Source organism: Gardnerella sp. KA00771 (assembly GCF_049244045.1).
Taxonomy (GTDB): Bacteria; Actinomycetota; Actinomycetes; order Actinomycetales; family Bifidobacteriaceae; genus Bifidobacterium; species Bifidobacterium swidsinskii.
This window is the reverse complement of sequence record NZ_CP058368.1, coordinates 16,738-31,113: the sequence shown is the minus strand read 5'-3', so window position 1 is coordinate 31,113 and position 14,376 is coordinate 16,738. Positions and strand designations below refer to the sequence as shown.

The window sequence follows — 14,376 nt, the reverse complement described above, 5'->3', positions numbered from 1 at the left end:
TATATAACTATTGTACCGAGAAACTCTTATAGCCAAAACTCATAAAGACTTTAGTGGAACATTAAAAACTACCACTCATGCAACTACATCAATGCTCAGCATTAAGCGAGCAAACCGTCTACGAAGCTTTGAGCATCAAACGGCACTAAATCATCTGGTCCTTCGCCAAGACCTACTAGCTTAACCGGTACACCAAGTTCACGCTGTACAGCTATAACAATTCCACCTTTAGCGGAACCATCAAGCTTAGTAAGGACTACGCCCGTAATGCCAATAGCTTCAGCAAATACTTTTGCTTGAGACATGCCATTTTGACCAGTAGTAGCATCCAATACCAGCAATACTTCATCAACAGGCATAGTTTTTTCTATAACCCTACGAATTTTGCCAAGCTCTTCCATTAAATTTGCTTTATTCTGCAAACGACCAGCAGTATCTACAATCAATAAATCAGTTTGCTCTTCTTTTGCCTTATTCGCAGCAATAAAAGCAACAGAAGCAGGATCAGCACCATCTTTATTTGCACGAACAACTGGCACGCTTACTGCAGACGCCCAAGTTTCAAGTTGATCAGCTGCAGCCGCACGAAAAGTATCTGCTGCAGCAAACATTACTGAACGTTTTTTGGCAATAAACAATCGCGCTAATTTACCAGCAGTAGTGGTTTTACCGGTGCCATTAACGCCGACCATCATAATAACGCTAGGATGATGCGCATCTGATTTATCTACATTTAAGCGTCGATCAGCGTCTTCATCTACTATTTTCAATAGTTTCGTACGCAATGCTGAATGCACATCTTCTGAATTAGAGGTACCAGCAATGCGTGCATCTTTGCGTAGATCTTCTACTAATTCTTCACTAGCTCGAGAACCAACATCGGCCATAAGAAGAGTATCTTCTACATCTTCCCAATCTTCTTCCGAAAGATGGTCCTTGCTTATGATATTAAACAATGCACGACCAAATGGATTTGCACTATGAGCCAAACGTTCGCGAAGACGTTTAATACGCGAAGAAGTACTTTCTGGCAATAATTCAGACTTTACTTCTTCATTAGGTACAACAGCGACGTTACTTTCTATCTGTTTTTCAGATTTTTTTGTTCCACGCGCTTTAGTTTTGCTTGTATCGATTGCACTATCAACGCTTTCAGGAATTACTGGTCCATGACTATTGCTGTGAATGCGCAAAATCACTGCAACTGTTACTAATAAGATGACAATAACAACAGCCGCAGCCGCAAACCAAATTAGCATGTTCATATCCATAACCATATTCATGACATCAAGACTATGAAAGTCAAGGGACACTAGCAATATATTTCACTATTTTTTCTCATCTTTGTTACACTTCAACGTCAATATGCTTAGGTACACCTGCATCTATTACACTAGTAAAAGTAGTAATAAATAGCACGAGCTATTTATTACGCAAAATTTGAATTCACAAAATCATTGAGGAGGATTTTATGTCAGATCAGCCTACCGTAAATGTATACGGTGCAGATTGGTGTGGAGATTGCAAACGTGCGAAAGCTGCGCTAATCCAGTATGGTGTGGCATTCGTTTGGCACGATATTGAAACAGAAGAGGGTGCTGAAGAAAAAGCGATTGAAATTAGCAATCAAAAGCATATTCCAGTTGTTACTTTTGCAGATAATACTTTTATGGTTGAGCCATCAGCAACACAAATAAAAGCAAAACTTGAGTCACTCGGAATACTGCAATAAATATATGTAACACGCATAAGTTAACACGATATTCACTTCGTCGATTGAATGTAGTACACTTAGCATTTGTTGCCCCTTTAGCTCAATTGGCAGAGCAGAGTCCTTTTAAGTCTTGGGTTGTGGGTTCGAGTCCCACAGGGGGCACTTTTTTATACCCAAATTTAGGGTAAGCGAGTAAACTGCAATAAAAAAAACGGGGAGTTGAACTCCCCGACGAAAAATTCACTTAAAATCAAAGACGGCAATCAATGCCGTACTTATTGAGAATTAGCTAATTACTTATATAACACAATACTCAACTTGCCCAAACACTAGCATCTTGATCATCTTCATCTATATCGTGACCTACAGGTGCTGGAGAAGAATACGTGTATTCATCATCCACAACGCCAGAATCAGCATCTGCATTAATAGCAGCAAGAACATGCTTATCCATTTTGTACTGAGGAAGCACATTTTTAATATAGCTTGTCACAGCATCTTGCATAGCAACGTCATGGCCAACTTTTTCTGCCATAAACCAACGATGATCCAACACTTCATGGAAGAACTGAGCTGGTTCAATTTGCGAACGGAATTCAGGAGGTATCATACGAACTGTTGGCTCGAAAATTTCACGCATCCAATCAGTTGCGACGATTTCCAGCTCTTCACCTTGACGCCATGTAGAAGTGCGATATGCATCCAAATCGTTTAGCAGCCTTCGAGCCTGATTCTCTTGAACATCCAATCCAGTAAGACGAAGAAGCTTGCGGGAAGCATAGCCAGCATCCACAACTCGAGGTCGAACCAAAACCCTTCGACCATCTTCTGAAGTCTTCATCTCCAACTCATCAACATCGAAACCAAGCTCATTTAGACGATTAACACGACGTTCAATTCGCCACATCTCATCAGGACTGAACTTATCAACGTCAGTAAGCGTACTCCAAAGCGAATGATAGCGATCTACTAGACGATTGCCTATACTGATTTCATCTACTTCTGTCGGTAAAAGCTGACCGGAGCTCAAATCCATAAGCTCACCAATAATGTTGGTTCGAGCTAAATCGATATCGTATTCTCGTTGACCTTCTGTTAAACTTCCATGCAAATCACCAGTTTCTGCGTCAACTAGGAATGCAGAAAAAGCATCTGCATCTCGCAAAAACAGCACGTTGGAAAGCGATACATCGCCCCAATAGAAGCCAGAAAGATGCAAGCGCACCATAAGAACAGCAAGCGCATCGATAAGGCGCTCTGCAGTATCCGGACGCAACGTACGAGCAAATAATGCACGATATGGTAGTGAGAACTTCAAATGTTTCGTAACTAACATTGCCTCAAGCTTTTCACCATTAGCGTCATGGCGTCCTGCAACAACAGCTATAGGAGTAACTGTAGGCAACTCAAGTTTACGAAGCCTACGCAAAAGCTCATACTCACGTTCTGCAACTTGACGAGTAATTTCCTTCATTGCATACACTTCATCGCCAACGTGAACAAATCGCACAACGTGGCGAGAAATACCACGCGGCAAATTCACGAATAAATCAGCAGGCCATTGAGAAAGTGGTAATTCCCAAGGCAGTGTAAACATTTTTGGATTTGAACTAGCCGCAGTAATCTTCAGTGCCTGCGGCTCTTGAGAAGACGCATTCTCGTCCTGTGCAGATACCGAAGTTGCTTGCACAGCACGCGGGTCTAATTGAGGAGCGTCATTCCATTCCATAAAGTTTATTTACCAATCAAGCTCATGCCAACGATATCACTGCATTCCAGATAAACACAGCTCAACCACCGACGAATTATTGATAACAACTATATATAATAAGCGATGCATTGTAATGATGTATTATTGTACACTTATTATGCTGCTTTTTTGTGCCAAAAACGGGGTTCGCGTCATATTGCGAACCCCGCTCTATACCTTATACCGAAAGTTTGCTCATTAGCTTATATAAGCAGGCAAACCAACGTTTTAGTTCAAACGCAACTCCGTAGAAGGTGCGAACAGATGCATCTTAGATGGATCAATCTTGATCTTCACGGTGTCGCCAACCTTTGGAAGAGCACGTGGGTTCACGCGAATAGTCGTGAGCTTATTTTGATCAGACATCATAGTAGATGCTTCCTCAGGAGAACCATCGGTGATGATATTGCCATAGATATAGCCATCAGAACCGAGATCTTCCACGTTCATTACCTTCAAGGAGAACGCATTTGGATCATCGGATGTTGCCAAGCTTGCATCTTCTGGACGGAAGCCAACAATAATCTGTCCGTTATCTTCTGCAGTGAGCTTGTCAACAGCCTCAGCTGGAAGAAGTATAGAATCCTCACCAATCTGAGCTCGACCGTTTACAACTGGATGCTGATTGATATTCATAGATGGTGAACCAATGAAGCCTGCAACGAATACGTTTGCAGGGCGGTCATAAAGCTCAGTAGGAGCTCCAACCTGCTGCAATACGCCAAGCTTAATCACTGCAATGCGATCGCCCATGGTCAAAGCTTCGGTCTGATCGTGGGTAACGTACAGAGTAGTAACACCAAGCTGACGCTGCAAAGCAGCAATCTGAGTACGAGTCTGAACGCGGAGCTTAGCGTCGAGGTTGGAAAGAGGCTCATCCATGAGGAAGACTTTTGGTTCACGAACAATTGCGCGACCCATAGCAACACGCTGACGCTGACCACCAGACAAAGCCTTCGGCTTACGATCCAAATACTCTGTCAAATCCAACACTTCTGCAGCTTTTTCAACACGCTTGCGGATTTCTTCCTTAGGAACACCAGCAATCTTCAAAGCAAAGCCCATGTTATCAGCAACTGTCATATGCGGATACAGTGCATAATTCTGGAAGACCATTGCAATATCGCGATCCTTTGGCTGCATTGTAGTAACATCCTGACCACCGATGAGGATACGTCCTTTGTTAACCTCTTCAAGACCTGCCAACATACGCAAAGTAGTTGACTTACCGCAACCAGATGGACCAACGAGTACGAGGAACTCACCATCTTTAATAGTCATGTTCAAGTCATCAACCGAAGGCTTATCGTTGCCCGGGTATATACGAGTCACATGATCAAATACAACTTCTGCCATGATATGTCCTTTCATCGGCAGGTACGTGCCGAACGATCCGTAGTGAAGGGTGTGCACTCATGACCCCAATTCCTACATCGGCGGGTATCAATCGTCCACAGTTTACTTACCTGGTCCATTGAAGGTTCTCTTCGTTGAGCCATGCCTTAGTATATCATGTTTATCTTAGAAAAACAGCAAAAAATCAGTATTTTGCATAAACTCGGCGTGTCGAGTAAGGCGCACAAAAGGAGAATAACTATGGATCAACAACAAGAAACAACAAATAATGAAATGCAAAAATCAAATACCCCTTATAGTAAAAGCTTAATTGGCATCGTAATAGCACTAATTATTCTTGCATTCGCTGCAGGAGCTGGGTTTATGACTTATTACAATTCAATCAATAAACCACAAGTAAAAATTGAAAATCCAACAACCAATAAGCCAGATACACAAACTGAGGATACAGCAGACTCCCAAATAACCAAAGAGATTAAAAAACTGCCTTCTTCTGACATCCCACCAGCATCTAATTTACAAGGCGGAATTCTTCTTAGCAAAGATGGGTACGGCAAGCAAGCTGCTGGTGCTCCTACAGTTGCCACTTATTTTGATCCTTTGTGCCCTGGTTGCGGATCCTTTAATCGTACTGTTGATGAAACTTTAATTAAAATGGTTGAAGCAGGTCAAATTAACCTAGAACTTCACCCAATGTCATTCTTAAATCGTTTTAGCTCAGATCAATATTCTTATCGCGTCTCAGGCGGTATTGCCTATATCGCTTCGCACGACAACGATCCAAAGCATTTGCTTAAGTTCATCAATAGTATTTTTAGCGAAAGATTCCAGCCAGAAGAAGGCGACGGATACCAAGCAACACCAAATAAAGCTCTTATTGATTTAGCTGAAGATGCTGGAGTTGCAGATAAGATTGCGAATGAAGCATTTAACCTACACTATGTTAAGTGGCAAGAAGTTATTAATGAGAATACTCCAGAAGAAAAAGCTTTATGGAATGTTTCTGGCTCTAATAAAGGCGCTATGACAACTCCAACAGTAACAATTAACGGTAAGCTAGTAGATCTCAATGCAGCTTCTGAAAAGCAAATGGATCCTTTGGAAGCTATATTAAAGTCTTTGGGAATCGATAAAAAATATGTTGGCAAATCTGGTCATATGCCGAAAGTTACGTATAAGAGTAAGCCGCTTGAATTATAAATAAAATTAAGTAATCTCTATACTAAAACGGACGTTAAGAATACACTTAACGTCCGTTTTTATTTAATAATTTAGATTTCTATAATTTAGCTTATTTACAATGCAATAGGGGAACTAGTGTCAGACACTTTAGGCATCTGACCTGCGACTCCAACTTGTTTTTTATCCAGGCCGATGCAATGAAGCAGAGCATCAAGCACCTTCATTTTTTTCTCATTAATGGCATTCATATCAAGCAATTTATCGTTAATAGTTACAGTCGGCGTTGTCATAGATCCTTTATTTGGACCGCTGACATTCCACAATTCCTTACGATCAGGAGTGTATTTATTAACTAGCAGCTGCCACTTCAAATATTGGCGGTTAAAAGCTTTACTTGCAATTTCGTTTGGAATTCCAGATTTCTTAGCCAGTTTAATCAACTCTTTATTGCTTACAGGCTTATATCCCTCGCTTTCTTCCGGCTGGAATTTTTCGTTAAAAATGCCATTGATAAACTGAAGCAAATGCTTTGGATTGTTATCATATGAAGCGATATAAGCAATAGCACTAGAAACACGAGTCGAGTAATGGTCAGTAGAAAGTCCATCCAAGAATGACATTGGGTGAAGTTCTAGGTTAATTTGACCTGCTTCAACCATTTTAATTAAAGTTTCATCAACAGTACGATTAAAGGATCCACAACCAGGGCACAGAGGATCAAAATAAGTGGCAACTGTAGGAGCACCAGCAGCTTGCTTGCCGTACCCATCCTTGCTAAAAAGAATGCCATTCTTAGAATTAACACCGCTTGGACGAATACTTGGATCAATATTATCCAAATTATGATTAGATTTTGCAGATTGCTCTATTTTTTTCTGAGGCTGAACGTAAGCTGCCTGATACGCAGTAATGCCTACAGCAGCCAACATAGCCGCAACAATAATTACTACAATAACGCCGATAATTGCTTGCTGACGACGCTCACGCGCCGCACGCGCTGCACGTTCGCGATTTTCTATAGTTCTTTGTAGGCGAGTAGCAGATGAATCTCCCTGCTTATTATCACGCATCTGAATTTTAGGCATTGTTATCCTTCAACCATTTATTTCGCACACTAAGACTCGTTCCTAGCAGCATTCTTGCTAATGAAATAATAACTTCACCACAGTTTAGTAGATGGCATCAACGGAAAATACACATTACGTATCATACTATTTTTATTTTTCAAATGATTTTCCAGAATAAAATAACGCACCTAATCCTAAACGGAATTTTGTAGTCCACTTAACTGCAGCAAAAACAACCCATGCAACAATAAATCCTAGAGCATATCCAACTGCAGTACTTGAAAAAATATTAGGTGAGTAAGTTGGTAAAAGAATACGCAAGGATCCAACATCTATAGAAAGTAATTCAGGATTATTACCGCAGAAAAATGGATATATAACAGCTCCAATACCTCCAGAAACAACAATAGCTATAACTCGTGGAAGCATGTAAACAAATCCTCGAATAATATGCCACGGTAAAGTTGCAATAAGCACTACAGAATCATGGCGAGGAATTATTCCATCGTTAAGTTGCCATCTTCGCAAGCTTGATGAAATACTGTAGCCGGATGTTGCACTAATCCACATAAAAACCATCGCAAAACCAATAGAATCGAGAATGCTTAAGCAAGCAATGGCTAAATGAAGAATTATACAAATCAGCAGTATCCATGTTCCTCTACGCGCATAATCATGTTTATTAAGAGCAGGATCAACAGAAGACACTTCATCACTTTTAACGTGTAGAGAATCACCTGCTTCATTTTCAATATTGCCATTATCAAAAGTGTTATCAGAAGAACGAATAAGTTTTGAAGATTGTGCAATGCGTGAATTGTTTGAATTGTCGTCCTGTATATTCTGAAAATCTACATCGTTTAACGCATTAATTCGTGTTTTTTCATCCACACAAAATGTTTTATCGTCTTCACTATTATCTAATGAATGTGGCATAACAGTAGTAGAACGAACAGTTACGGTTGGCATTTCTCCATCAGAATTAAGATTTGTTATGCCAGCTGTACCAGCTGCATCGCAGGTACGAGAATTTGTTAGTATAGCAGTTTTTTCTTTTGTTTCACGACTTGTTTCACACCACATTTTACGCATAGTTATGTTAGTGGCATTACGGTCAAAAGGGCGGTTCGCCTCCGGCCAGGCTAAAGGATCCATAGCATCTTGACTAATTGCATTTTCTAAATCAGATGGCATGCAACGCTGCTCTCGAATCGGATTCAAAGCCTTACGAAAAGCAGCCATTGTTCTAGGAGGTAACCCAGTTAAATCTGCATTGCCTGAGGCAGCACGCTCCAAAACCGCCATCATAGGCTTTGTGCCAAAAACAGGCTTACCGGTAGCCGCAAATGCAAGCACAGCAGCAACAGACCACCAATCTGTAAGTTCATCTGAATCTCCGCCTTCAATAATTTCTGGAGCAATAAAACCAGGAGTGCCCATCACTAATCCCGTGCGAGTAACATGGCTTTCACCTTCGCCCATCGCAATCCCAAAATCTACCAATACAGGTCCAGTAGCAGAAATCATTACATTAGTTGGTTTAATATCGCGATGAACAATACCGGCTTCATGAACTGCTTTAACAGCTTCAATAAGCTTATGCGCAAGACGCTCCAAATCATCTGCAATATAAGGTCCATTCTCATCCACGTCTTCGCGCAAATTATGTCCTTCAATCAACTCTGTCACAATAAAAGCGATTGAAGCATCTAATTCCATATCCACTATCGCGCAAACACCTGGATGATGAATCCTCTGCAAAGCCAAAGCTTCACGTTTTAAACGTATTCGAGCGCGTTCCTGCTCAGAATCTTCATCTTCACTCTGTTTTGCATGAACAGACGCACGTAATATTTTCATAGCATATTGATTGCCGCCATCGTCATTAACGCGCCAAACTGACCCCATTGCGCCGCCGCCAAGCCTAGAAATAAGCGTGTATCCGCCTACATTAGTCCCTGGTTGCAAATCGAACATGCTTGTATCTTCCATACTGCATTATGTTAATGCCTTATATTGCCAAATACGCAAATATAAACAACAAAAAACACGCCGTTTCTATATTCAACATCGCCGTAATTTTGTAATGACGTGGCATATGGTACACTAATCAATTGTTCTACTTAGCATGATTCGTCATGCTAACGAGAAACTTCGCCTCCTTAGCTCAGATGGCCAGAGCGGCCGCCTTGTAAGCGGCAGGTCGCCGGTTCGATCCCGGCAGGAGGCTCCATTTTTATTCCACTCGTTTCGCGAGTATTTCTTATTTTCCATTCACATATTCCAGAACTATAGTTTTGTTATCTTTCGTATCACATATAATGACGTGAAATGATTAAAGCAGAGGGGATAGTGGCTAATTAACTATTCAAAAATAGAAAAGATTTTTATTTTTCATATACAGTGCCAGATTATGGCGTATTATGAAAATAACAAATCTATATCTGTGCACATGATCATCTTTATAACAAAACTTTTCGCGAGTAAGAACTCGGGAACCTTCCCCCAACTCAGGGTTTCCGAGGTGAGAGTGGAGCGTCCCCCAACCAGCTCCACCTCATAGGGGGCGGGAATATCCCCTTCTCTCCCGCCCCCACTTTTATTTTGTTTTGCATTCAATTTTGAATGCAATACTGAAGGTATAATAGAGAAGTTAGCATTATTGCAAAGGGAGTGATTGTATGGCACGTCGATGGACGCCTAGACGATTAATAGTGATGCGTCGTGCAAGAATAATCGCCTGCGTTTTATCTATATCACTCACAGCAACAAGCTTGTTTATATTTACAGCTAAAAAATCTGTTGCAATGATTATAAATGGAAAAACGCATATTGTAAGCACTTATTCAACAAATCCAATACGTTTATTGGAAGAACAACACGTGCCAGTAAAAACTCACGATCAAATTATTTCTTCTTCTGGAGATATTCTCACAAATCATTCTACTGTAACAGTTCGCAGTGCTTATCAAACTTCTATCACTGTAGATGGAGTAACTATACCGTTCTGGACTGTTGCAACTAGTGTCGATCAATTAATCGGCTTTTTTAAAGCTAATGCTAAGAACGCTTCACGAATTACAGTAAATTTGCAAAATATTTACGATAAACTCACTTGCGGCTTATCAATTAATAAAAAAGGTCCAATTAGCGTTATCGCTGACAGGAAAACACGCATTGTGCAAAATGGAGACTTACCTGCGAGCGCAATTCTTGATTCTCAAGGTATAGTGCTCGGCAAGGAAGATCGCGTAAGCGTAGAAGAAGATGATGGAAATACTGTTTTACGTGTTTCTCGAGTTACTCATGGCAAAGAAACTCGTACAGTTTCATTACCTTTTGCCACACAAACTGTAGTAGATCCTAAACTTCCAGCGAATTCTCGCGTTGTACAACAAGTTGGCGTGAATGGTGAGCGCGAAGATGTTTATAACGTTACATACGTAGATGGCAAAGCAGAAAGCGCAACTTTAGTTTCGCAAAATTTGGTAAAGCCTGCAGTTAATCAAGTTATTGCTGTAGGTAAGGCTGCTCCCGCACCAATTCACAAAAATAATACAAATACACAAAAGTCAAAACAATCCAAACAACAAACAAACGCTCAACACAAAAAGCAGAATACTGAGCAGCCTGCAAAACAGGAGAAGAAAAACAGCCAACAGCAAACTCAACAACAAACCGCATCTGCAGCTCCCGCACCTGCAGCTAATCCACCTGCACCCGCTCCAAGCTCTAATCCCGATAGCCTTGTACATGCTACTCCAGAACAAGCTAAACTATTCGCTCAGGGCGCAGCTGCGCAAATGGGTTGGACCGGTAAAGAATGGGAAGATCTTTTATGGTTATGGAATAGGGAATCTGGATGGAGATGGAACGCAGAAAATCCTAGCTCACACGCTTATGGCATTCCTCAAGCTCTTCCTGGAAATAAAATGAGCAGTGCAGGAGCTAATTGGCATGAAGATGCCGCAATACAAATTAGCTGGGGTCTAAGTTACATTAAGAGCAAATATAAAACACCTAGTGGAGCAGTAAAGCATTCGCGCGAAATTGGCTGGTATTAAAAGGCAGCAGCGTGTTTTAACGCACTTTGGCGCAACGGATTAATTGTTACGAAATTTGGACGGTAAAACTTTGACAGAAATCAGCATTGAAAATGAAGGTCAGCTTTTAGGTGCAGCAGATATTAGACGTATTGCTGCCGAGGAAGGCATTACTCCTACCAAAAAGTTTGGTCAAAATTTCGTTATTGATCCTGGTACAGTGCGAAAAATAGTAGCGGCAGCTGAAGTTAAATCTGGCGATATCGTTATGGAAGTAGGGCCTGGTCTTGGTTCTCTTACTCTTGCAATATTGCAAACAGGAGCACAGCTTACTGCAGTAGAAATAGACCCTCCGCTAGCTCGACGATTGCCGCATACTGTAGAAGAATTTATGCCTCAATCAATGCAAAAATTTAACGTCATTCTAAAAGACGCTTTGACAGTAAATGCCGATGATGTTCCACAGATTGCGCAGGCTAAACAATTTACTCTTGTTGCAAACCTGCCATACAACGTTGCGACGCCTATTATTCTTACTTTGCTAGAAAAATTTAGTAACTTACAGAATTTTCTAGTTATGGTTCAAAAAGAGGTAGCAGATCGTTTATGCGCACAACCTGGGAATAAAGTATATGGCACACCAAGTGTTAAGTTGGCGTGGTACGGCAAAGCCCAACGCGCAGGGCTTATCGGTCGTAATGTATTTTGGCCATCGCCAAACGTTGATTCAGCATTAGTTTCTTTTACTCGCAATTGCACAGGTAAAGGTGACAATAATGAACGTGAGGGAGTATTCGCTTTCATTGATGCCGCCTTCCAGCAACGACGTAAGACATTGCACGCAGCTCTTAAAAATCAAGTTCCAGAAGAAGCATATAAAAATTCTGGAATTGACCCAACTAGACGCGGCGAGACGCTTACTTGCGATGAATTTATTGCTTTATATCGCGCATGCAAAGATTGTAAATTATAAATAAAACGCATATTTATTCGTTGAATAAATATGCAAAATAAAATATTACGCAATGAAATATTACGTATATTCTGCAGCTTGTGTAAACTTGCTGCTAACAAAGTTACAAACCACAGATCGGAAGTGAACATGACGCAAGAATACGACGAACGTATTGCTCGTAAAGCTTTCATGTATCAAAGAAAAAGATCTGTACTCACTACAGTGGGCGTAGGCTTGGGCGTCACTTTTATATTTGCTTTACTTGTGCAATTCCACGCTTTTGGCATAAATTCTGTGCGTGCTCCAAAAGATAACCCAAATTACGGCGTTCCAGCTCCATGCGCAATAATAGGAAAAGAAGGAGCCAAAGCCCCTTACGTAGATAATAGAGCTGTAGCAATCAGAGTTCTCAACGGCACAAAGTTCCGCGGCCTTGCTCGCGCGGTTGGCGAAGCTTTAAACGCTCGCGGATTTAACTTAACAGAAGTTAACAATAACAAATCCAGTAACATTAAACGAACAATCATTTACTTTGGAAAAAACGCTATTAATGAAGCTTATACAGTAAACGCTAATTTTACCGATGCAATTATGCGAATGGATGATAGAAAAGATAAGCTCGTCGATATTGTGCTTGGCTCTACTTTTAATAATCTTCGCCCTAAAGTAGATGTTCCAGCAGCAGGCGCAACAATACATGAAGTGCAAGGATGTATAAGAGCTGATCTTATGAAAAACATTCCTAAGGCAGATCAGCATAAGGAAGTTAAATAAAAAAAGTAGCAGTAAAATATTTTATACTGCTACTCTTTATTTAAGTGAAGAAACTTTTACTTTTTGTACGTTTCCTCATACCATCGCTGTAATTCTTCTACAGCAATATCATGGTCTACCGGACCATTATCGAGACGATAATCAAGCATATGCTTATAAGCCTCACCAACTGTTGGACCTGGTTGCAAATGCAATAATTGCATTATTTCATTACCGTCTACATCAGGTCTAATAGCGTTAAAATCTTCCTGCTTTTTAAGCTCCTTTACGCGCTCTTCCATCTCGTCCATCGCATGCTCAAACATTAACGATTTGCGACGATTCTGAGTGGTTGCATCTGCTCTAGTAAGTCGGTTCAACCGCTCATACAGATGTCCTGAATCTTTTACGTAACGACGAACTGCAGAATCAGTCCACGGTTCATCAACATACCCATGAAAACGCAAATGCAAATTCACTAATTCAGTAACATCTTCGATAAGATGATGATCAAAATGCAGTGCTTTCAAACGTTTACGAGTCATTTTTGCGCCAACAACATCATGGTGGTGGAAACTAACTTTCCCTCCATCTTCAAATTTTCGAGTTTTTGGCTTCCCAATATCATGCAATAAAGCAGCTAGACGCAACGTTAAATCTGGAGACGGCACTGGACCTTCCTGATCTGTTTCCAAAGCTATAGCGCGCTCAAGAACCATCATTGTGTGTTCAAAAACGTCCTTATGACGATGATGCTCGTCAATTTCAAGCTGTAAAGCTGGAATCTCCGGAAGAACACGCTGAGCTATACCAGATTCAACAAGAGCTTCTAATCCTTTACGAGGTCTGTCCGAAAGTAACATTTTAGTAATTTCGTCGCGAATTCTTTCAGCAGAAACAATATCTAACCTATCTGCCATGTCCACAATCGCTTCAGCAGTATTTGCTTCGATACTAAACCCAAGTTGCGCAACAAAACGAACTGCACGCATCATACGCAAAGGATCGTCATCAAAAGATTGACGAGGATCAACCGGGGTTCGCAACACGCCTTTAGCTAAATCACTAGCACCGCCAAAAGGATCTACAAACTGTAAATCTGGCACGCGCAACGCCATTGCGTTGACAGTAAAATCACGCCTAGAAAGATCACCTTCTAAAGTATCGCCATATTGCACTTCAGGTTTACGAGAATCTGGATCGTACACATCAGAACGGTATGTAGTAATTTCAACTTTTACTTCTGTACCATCAGCACGTCGACGCATAGCTCCCAACGTGCCAAATTTGCGACCCATATCCCAAAAACCATCATGTCCCCAACGACGCAAAATAGGTTCAAACTCTTCGGGTCGAGCTGATGTACAAAAATCAAGATCATGCGACACGCGATGCAGTAGCATATCTCTCACAGGACCACCAACTAATGCAAGTTCATAATGACGCTCAGCAAAAAGTCGCCCCAACTCTATAGCTTCAGGCCAAACTTCGAAGTTCTCAGTCACCCTTACCGACACCCTTTCAGCAAAAATCAATCTATATTCCAGCATACCGTT

11 protein-coding genes and 2 tRNA genes are annotated in these 14,376 nt (G+C 41.1%); 7 read left to right on the top strand and 6 right to left on the bottom strand.

Features of this window, described 5'->3' with window-relative positions:
- Positions 1-101: 101 nt before the first annotated feature.
- Positions 102-1,283, bottom strand: coding sequence for a signal recognition particle-docking protein FtsY (ftsY, locus tag HXT57_RS00135; RefSeq protein ID WP_102703297.1), 1,182 nt, complete (start codon positions 1,281-1,283; stop codon positions 102-104).
- A gap of 188 nt (positions 1,284-1,471) precedes the next feature.
- On the opposite strand from ftsY, the gene HXT57_RS00130 reads away from it, so the two are divergent.
- Entirely contained in the window at positions 1,472-1,732 is a 261-nt protein-coding gene (locus HXT57_RS00130; RefSeq protein WP_004110149.1) for a glutaredoxin domain-containing protein, read from the top strand.
- A 71-nt stretch (positions 1,733-1,803) separates the two neighbouring features.
- Positions 1,804-1,876 (top strand) — tRNA-Lys (locus tag HXT57_RS00125).
- A 151-nt stretch (positions 1,877-2,027) separates the two neighbouring features.
- Here HXT57_RS00125 and HXT57_RS00120 read toward each other — a convergent pair.
- Both HXT57_RS00120 and HXT57_RS00115 read right to left on the bottom strand, forming a co-directional pair.
- Positions 2,028-3,443: a DUF4032 domain-containing protein gene (locus HXT57_RS00120; RefSeq protein ID WP_004110152.1), complete on the bottom strand. Its 1,416-nt coding sequence runs from the start codon at positions 3,441-3,443 to the stop codon at positions 2,028-2,030.
- A gap of 249 nt (positions 3,444-3,692) precedes the next feature.
- The gene (locus HXT57_RS00115) at positions 3,693-4,820 is read right to left on the bottom strand and encodes an ABC transporter ATP-binding protein (RefSeq protein WP_004110155.1); all 1,128 of its coding nucleotides are present in this window, start codon (positions 4,818-4,820) and stop codon (positions 3,693-3,695) included.
- 240 nt (positions 4,821-5,060) lie between these two features.
- On the opposite strand from HXT57_RS00115, the gene HXT57_RS00110 reads away from it, so the two are divergent.
- Entirely contained in the window at positions 5,061-6,020 is a 960-nt protein-coding gene (locus HXT57_RS00110; protein WP_103013756.1) for a DsbA family protein, read from the top strand.
- Between the two features lie 95 nt (positions 6,021-6,115).
- Here the strand turns inward: HXT57_RS00110 and HXT57_RS00105 are convergent, their stop codons facing one another.
- Both HXT57_RS00105 and HXT57_RS00100 read right to left on the bottom strand, forming a co-directional pair.
- Positions 6,116-7,087 (bottom strand): DsbA family protein, encoded by a 972-nt coding sequence (locus tag HXT57_RS00105; protein WP_103013755.1) that lies wholly within the window; start codon positions 7,085-7,087, stop codon positions 6,116-6,118.
- A 132-nt stretch (positions 7,088-7,219) separates the two neighbouring features.
- Positions 7,220-9,061, bottom strand: coding sequence for a serine/threonine-protein kinase (locus HXT57_RS00100; protein ID WP_103013754.1), 1,842 nt, complete (start codon positions 9,059-9,061; stop codon positions 7,220-7,222).
- Between the two features lie 164 nt (positions 9,062-9,225).
- On the opposite strand from HXT57_RS00100, the gene HXT57_RS00095 reads away from it, so the two are divergent.
- From HXT57_RS00095 to HXT57_RS00080, 4 genes are all read left to right on the top strand, one after another.
- A tRNA-Thr gene (locus HXT57_RS00095) sits at positions 9,226-9,302 on the top strand.
- A gap of 448 nt (positions 9,303-9,750) precedes the next feature.
- The gene (locus tag HXT57_RS00090) at positions 9,751-11,133 is read left to right on the top strand and encodes a G5 domain-containing protein (RefSeq protein ID WP_116994954.1); all 1,383 of its coding nucleotides are present in this window, start codon (positions 9,751-9,753) and stop codon (positions 11,131-11,133) included.
- 55 nt (positions 11,134-11,188) lie between these two features.
- On the top strand, positions 11,189-12,085 hold the full coding sequence (rsmA, locus tag HXT57_RS00085) for a 16S rRNA (adenine(1518)-N(6)/adenine(1519)-N(6))-dimethyltransferase RsmA (RefSeq protein ID WP_004110171.1): 897 nt from the start codon (positions 11,189-11,191) through the stop codon (positions 12,083-12,085).
- Positions 12,086-12,214: 129 nt separating this feature from the next.
- Entirely contained in the window at positions 12,215-12,841 is a 627-nt protein-coding gene (locus tag HXT57_RS00080) for a LytR C-terminal domain-containing protein (RefSeq protein ID WP_004110176.1), read from the top strand.
- Between the two features lie 56 nt (positions 12,842-12,897).
- Here HXT57_RS00080 and HXT57_RS00075 read toward each other — a convergent pair whose 3' ends face one another.
- Entirely contained in the window at positions 12,898-14,370 is a 1,473-nt protein-coding gene (locus HXT57_RS00075; protein WP_049762339.1) for a CCA tRNA nucleotidyltransferase, read from the bottom strand.
- Positions 14,371-14,376 lie beyond the last annotated feature (6 nt).

Excerpts from the sequence above, each read along its gene's own strand:
- HXT57_RS00110 (WP_103013756.1), top strand. The coding sequence starts at position 5,061 with ATGGATCAACAACAAGAAACAACAAATAATGAAATGCAAAAATCAAAT.
- HXT57_RS00120 (WP_004110152.1), bottom strand. The coding sequence starts at position 3,443 with ATGGAATGGAATGACGCTCCTCAATTAGACCCGCGTGCTGTGCAAGCA.
- HXT57_RS00100 (WP_103013754.1), bottom strand. The coding sequence starts at position 9,061 with ATGGAAGATACAAGCATGTTCGATTTGCAACCAGGGACTAATGTAGGC.
- HXT57_RS00090 (WP_116994954.1), top strand. The coding sequence starts at position 9,751 with ATGGCACGTCGATGGACGCCTAGACGATTAATAGTGATGCGTCGTGCA.
- ftsY (WP_102703297.1), bottom strand. The coding sequence starts at position 1,283 with ATGAATATGGTTATGGATATGAACATGCTAATTTGGTTTGCGGCTGCG.
- HXT57_RS00115 (WP_004110155.1), bottom strand. The coding sequence starts at position 4,820 with ATGGCAGAAGTTGTATTTGATCATGTGACTCGTATATACCCGGGCAAC.
- HXT57_RS00105 (WP_103013755.1), bottom strand. The coding sequence starts at position 7,087 with ATGCCTAAAATTCAGATGCGTGATAATAAGCAGGGAGATTCATCTGCT.
- HXT57_RS00130 (WP_004110149.1), top strand. The coding sequence starts at position 1,472 with ATGTCAGATCAGCCTACCGTAAATGTATACGGTGCAGATTGGTGTGGA.
- HXT57_RS00080 (WP_004110176.1), top strand. The coding sequence starts at position 12,215 with ATGACGCAAGAATACGACGAACGTATTGCTCGTAAAGCTTTCATGTAT.
- HXT57_RS00075 (WP_049762339.1), bottom strand. The coding sequence starts at position 14,370 with ATGCTGGAATATAGATTGATTTTTGCTGAAAGGGTGTCGGTAAGGGTG.